The 4,782-nt window shown below is 69.9% G+C and carries 4 protein-coding genes, 1 rRNA gene and 1 pseudogene; 3 read left to right on the top strand and 3 right to left on the bottom strand.

Going from position 1 to position 4,782, the window contains the following annotated elements:
* The first annotated feature begins 206 nt into the window (after positions 1–206).
* Positions 207–323 (top strand): 5S ribosomal RNA (gene rrf, locus RZ50_RS24830).
* Between the two features lie 56 nt (positions 324–379).
* On the opposite strand, the gene RZ50_RS29955 is transcribed toward rrf, so the two are convergent.
* From RZ50_RS29955 to RZ50_RS24815, 3 genes are all read right to left on the bottom strand, one after another.
* The gene (locus RZ50_RS29955) at positions 380–1,624 is read right to left on the bottom strand and encodes a PD40 domain-containing protein (RefSeq protein ID WP_196950385.1); all 1,245 of its coding nucleotides are present in this window, start codon (positions 1,622–1,624) and stop codon (positions 380–382) included.
* A gap of 274 nt (positions 1,625–1,898) precedes the next feature.
* On the bottom strand, positions 1,899–2,669 hold the full coding sequence (locus RZ50_RS24820; protein WP_196950386.1) for a 1-acyl-sn-glycerol-3-phosphate acyltransferase: 771 nt from the start codon (positions 2,667–2,669) through the stop codon (positions 1,899–1,901).
* Positions 2,670–2,961: 292 nt separating this feature from the next.
* Positions 2,962–3,387 carry a DUF4395 domain-containing protein gene (locus tag RZ50_RS24815; protein ID WP_196950387.1) on the bottom strand — a complete coding sequence of 142 codons (426 nt, stop codon included), beginning with the start codon at positions 3,385–3,387 and terminating at the stop codon, positions 2,962–2,964.
* Positions 3,388–3,682: 295 nt separating this feature from the next.
* On the opposite strand from RZ50_RS24815, the gene RZ50_RS24810 reads away from it, so the two are divergent.
* Positions 3,683–4,009: a thioredoxin family protein gene (locus RZ50_RS24810; RefSeq protein ID WP_374199981.1), complete on the top strand. Its 327-nt coding sequence runs from the start codon at positions 3,683–3,685 to the stop codon at positions 4,007–4,009.
* A gap of 420 nt (positions 4,010–4,429) precedes the next feature.
* Positions 4,430–4,782: pseudogene (locus tag RZ50_RS24805) on the top strand (electron transfer flavoprotein subunit beta); the annotation flags it as partial.

Genomic DNA, 4,782 nt, shown 5'->3' with positions numbered 1-4,782 from the left:
GAGATGAGCACTCCCACCTCCTTGAGAGGGTAAGGCTCCCAGTAGACGACTGGGTTGATAGGCCGGATATGGAAGCCCTGTGAGGGGTGGAGTTGACCGGTACTAATAGGCCGAGGGCTTGTCCTCAGTTGCTCGCGTCCACTGTGTTGTTCTGAAACAACGACCCCAACCATTCGTGGTTGGTGCGGTTGACAGTTTCATAGTGTTTCGGTGGTCATAGCGTGAGGGAAACGCCCGGTTACATTCCGAACCCGGAAGCTAAGCCTCACAGCGCCGATGGTACTGCAGGGGGGACCCTGTGGGAGAGTAGGACGCCGCCGAACAATTATTCCAGAAAGACCCCCTCCCATTCGGGAGGGGGTCTTTCTGCGTTTATCGGTCAGTTGTCGTCGAGTTCGTCATCCTCGGCCTCGGACTGTTCTTGCGCATCGGCCGGAGCCGCCGATGCCGATGCCGATGGGGACGCCGTGGCCCCGGGCCGCGCTGTCTGCGGTGCCCGGGGCGCCTGCGCCTGCGCTGCCGGCACGTCCGCCGTTCCCCAGACAGGTCGGCTGAGTCCTTGGTCCGGGTTGTTGGTGAGTCGGGTGACGCCCGTTCCGTCCGGCCGCATGGTGTACAGGTCGGCGCCGGAGCCCGCGGGGGCCTGGGCGAAGACGACGGACTTGCCGTCGGGTGCGTAGGCGGCGGTGCCGTAGGAGGCGTCGGACGGGGCGGGGGTCAGGGCTCCGATGGCGGTGCCGTCGGGGTGGACGGTGTAGATGCCGCCGCCGGGGGTGTTGTCCGAGTCGGCCGGGTAGGTGGTGAAGAGGATCTGGGTGCCGTCGGGTGACCAGCTCGCGCGGTCGCCGGCGCGCAGTTCCCACGGGGTGAGCTGCCGGAGCCCGGTGCCGTCCGCGCCCACGACGTAGATGGAGCGGCTGTTGGCGGGCTGTCCGGAGGCGCCCGTGCGGTACTCGAAGGTGAGCTGCTTGCCGTCGGGTGACCAGCTGGGGTTGCTGACGGTGCCGGAGTACGGCTTGTCGTTGGTGAGGAAGGTGAGCCGCTGGACGTCAGTGCCGTCGGGGCTCATCAAGTAGAGGTCCGAGTACTGGGTCTGCTTGTTGCCGGCCGTGTCCAGAGCGCCCCAGGAGCGGCTGAAGGCGAGTTGTTTGCCGTCGGGTGAGAAGGCGGGGGCGCGTTCGTCCTCGTTGGCGCAGTCGGCGGTGGCGGCGCTGGTGTCGCAGAGCTGGCTGAGCTGGTGCGCGTTGTCGCCGGTGGCGGACACCGCCCAGAGCCTGGCGGTGCCGCTCCTGCGGTCGGTGCGGTCGAAGGCGATGGTGGTGCCGTCGGGGGACCAGTCGGGCCGGTCGTCGAGGGTGCGGTCGGAGGGTTGGGTGACCTGGTGCTGGCCGGTGCCGTCGGGGGACAGGGTGACGATGGTGCTGGTGTTCCGGTCGGCGTCGGTGTAGGCCCGGCTGACGATCAGTCCGTCGTGCGCGGTTGCGGCAGTCCCTGCCGCGGCGCCGACCACACCGGAGGCCGCGGAGGCGGCCGGGTCGGGAGTGGTGGGGGCGGACTCCGGCCGGATCTCGGACAGTGGGATGTCCCCGGGCTCGGCCCCGCAGCCGGTGAGCAGGGTGCCCACAAGCAGAAGGCCCGCACCGGCGGTTGCGCGGGTGCGGGCCTTGTTCCTGGGGGACTGCCGTGTGCCGGTGCTTCGTTTCATCTCCGCCTTCGACCTTTCCGACCGCTCTGACGTGTGTTCCGTCCCCGATTCGGCGTGGAATCCGGACGGAGGCCCCTGGAAGGAGCTGCCACTGTGTCAGACGGGAAGGTCGGAGGACGGGCGACACGCGACGGAGCGCGTCCGCTCGGTCGCACGGAGTAGAGGGCTGCGGAGCGGCGGTCGGCGGCGGGGCTCAGCCCCGGGCGGCGCGGCGCTCGGCCTTGGCGAGTGCTTCCGCCTCGTCCTCGGCCTCGGCGACCTCCAGGGTGGGTGCGCTGCCGCCGAGGTGGGCGGGCAGCCACCAGGCGTCGTCCTGGCCGGAGGGCTTGCCGGGGTACTCGCGCTGGGCCCGGTCGAGCATCTCGCTCATGGCGGCGCGCAGCTTCCTGGTGACCATGACGGGCTTGTCGTTCGGACCGAGGTGAATCGGTTCGCCGATCATGATCGTCACCGGGACGTGGCGCTTGGTGAGCGTCTTCGGGCGGCCCTTGGTCCAGAGCTGCTGGGTGCCCCAGAGGACGACGGGCAGCAGCGGGGCGCCGGAGTCGGCGGCCATCCGGGCGGCTCCGGTCTTGAACTTCTTCAGCATGAACGAGCGGCTGATGGTCGCCTCGGGGAACACTCCGACGACCTCGCCGGCCTTCAGGGCTCGCACGGCGGCCTCGTAGGCGGGCTGGCCGTCGGTGCGGTCGACCGGGATGTGCTTCATGCCGCGCATCAGAGGGCCGGAGATGCCGTGCTTGAAGACGTCGTCCTTGGCCATGAAGCGGGTCTTGCGCTTGCCACCGCGGTAGGCGCCGAGGCCGGCGAAGAGGAAGTCCAGGTAGCTGATGTGGTTGCTGACCAGCACCGCTCCGCCCGTGGCGGGGATGTGCTCGGCACCCACGATCTTGATCCGCACGTCGAGCGCGCGGAAGGCGGTGAGTGCGGCGCCGATCACCGGCGGGTAGACGAACTCTGCCACGGTCAGTCCTGACTTCCACGGGCCGGAGCCCGGTACGGCGGGTACCCGCGCCGTGCGCGGGGGCCGACCGGAGCACGGCACGCCGCGGCGGTCACGGGTGATACACGGAGATGATCCCCCGAACGAGTGCCTGCTGTCACCTGAGGCGTGCGGTCAAGCGAATATTCGCGGTGTGATCTCCGTGATGAATAAGGTCGGGAACTTTTCCGTTCCTTGACCTTGATGTCGACCTCGGGGTCGTTCCGTGGCCATCAGGGGATCGCGGCGCTGTGCGGCTGGTGCGGCGGAGCGGTCAGGCCCCGGCGCCGAGGCGGCCCTGGGCGCGTCGGACGATCGGGTAGATCTCACTGCCGAGGCAGTAGCCGAAGGCCGAGTTCAGGAAGGCCGCGGCGAGGGCGAACGCGGTGGCCAGCAGTCCGAGCCAGGTGACTCCGGTGACGTAGCCGAGGGCGCCGACGGAGGTGAAGACCAGGCCGACGCCCTGGGCGAACCGCAGCGACCGCTCGTCCTCGGTCTCGGTGGGCGGTGCCAGGTGGGGGAGGACGAAGGTCCGGAACAGCCAGCCGTACGGGGAGGACCGGAGGCCGCCGAAGGCGCCGAGGGCGAAGACGAGGGCCTGGGCGGCCAGCAGGAACTCGTTGCCGGTGATCAGGACGACGACCAGGACGAGCGAGGCGAGAGCGGCGGCGAAGCGGTGACCGCGGGGATCTGTCTGCACGGGAGCTCCGGGAGGTCGCGACGGACGGCTGCGGCTGGGGGTGTCAGCGACATCGGGAGGTGGCGGCGCGACCGTGGTCGACTACGCGACGGAAGGTCAGCGGCAGCGGTGCGGCAGGGCGCTCGGAATCCACGGGCCGATCGTACGCGGGCCGGTGTCGGCGGTCGACCTCTCTTTTGTGGGCGGGGGGCGCTGCCTCAGACTTGTGGGATGACCGGATCGGTGGTGTGCGTTGTCGCGCTGGCGGGGCGACCACGTTCGGGCTACCGCGACCAGGCATGACGGGAGACTGAAGGTGGGCACCAGGGACGGGGCGGTACGGCTGTCGGCGGCGGAGCTGGGCGGGCCGCTCGGCGAGCGGGCGACGCTGGTGCAGTTCTCGACGGCCTTCTGCCAGCCGTGCCGGGCGACCCGCCGGGTGCTGGCCGAGGTGGCGGAGATGGTCGACGGGGTCGCGCACGTAGAGGTGGACGCCGAGGCGCGGCTGGAGCTGGTCCGGCGACTGGAGATCCTGCGGACGCCGACCGTCCTGGTGCTGGACGCCGACGGGCGGGTGGTGCGCCGGGCGGCGGGGACGCCGCGGAAGGTGGACGTGATCGCGGCGCTCGGCCAGGCGGTCTGACGGGGGGCGGGTTTCAGGCAACGGATTGCAGCGAACAGATAGCAGCGGACAGCTTTCGTCATCTGTTCGCTGTTATCTGTTATTCGTCGGCTGTCGGCTGCCGCCCCCCCGCTCCCCGCTCCCCGCTCGCCGTCCGTCGCTCGGGCCTCGGCCGCGCGCCCCGCCCCGGGAATCTCGCTCCGGTTGGCCACCCCGCGAGGTGGACTCGGTACCCGGCTGGGGCAGGATGGGCGCAGGCGGTGGTGCAGCCCTGCGGCATAAGCTACTGGCCAGTAGTGACCACTGGGCTACTGCCGAGTATGCTGCCAGGAAGTTCCGGACCGGCACGGGAAACTCGCTGCCCGGAGCGGGTGCGCGCCGTGTGCGCGCCCGCTTGCACCGCCGCAGCCGCCGGACGAGACCAGTACAGGAGACAAGGCCGTGAGCTTGAGGATCGTTGTCTGTGTGAAGTACGTGCCGGATGCGACGGGTGACCGCCGTTTCGCGGACGACCACACCACGGACCGGGAGGGCGTGGACGGCCTCCTGTCGGAGCTGGACGAGTACGGTGTCGAGCAGGCGCTGCGGATCGCGGAGGCGAACGAGGGCGCCGAGGTGACGGTGCTGACGGTGGGTCCGGACGATGCGAAGGACGCGCTGCGCAAGGCGCTGTCGATGGGTGCGGACAAGGCCGTGCACGTGAACGACGAGGACATCCACGGTTCGGATGTGATCGGGACGTCGGCGGTGCTGGCGAAGGCGCTGGAGAAGACCGGGTTCGACCTGGTGATCGG

It is taken from the genome of Kitasatospora sp. SUK 42, from assembly GCF_015776785.2.
In the GTDB taxonomy this organism is placed as follows: domain Bacteria; phylum Actinomycetota; class Actinomycetes; order Streptomycetales; family Streptomycetaceae; genus Kitasatospora.
Note: the sequence above shows the minus strand (reverse complement) of the source record. Positions and strands in the feature narration are given on the sequence as shown.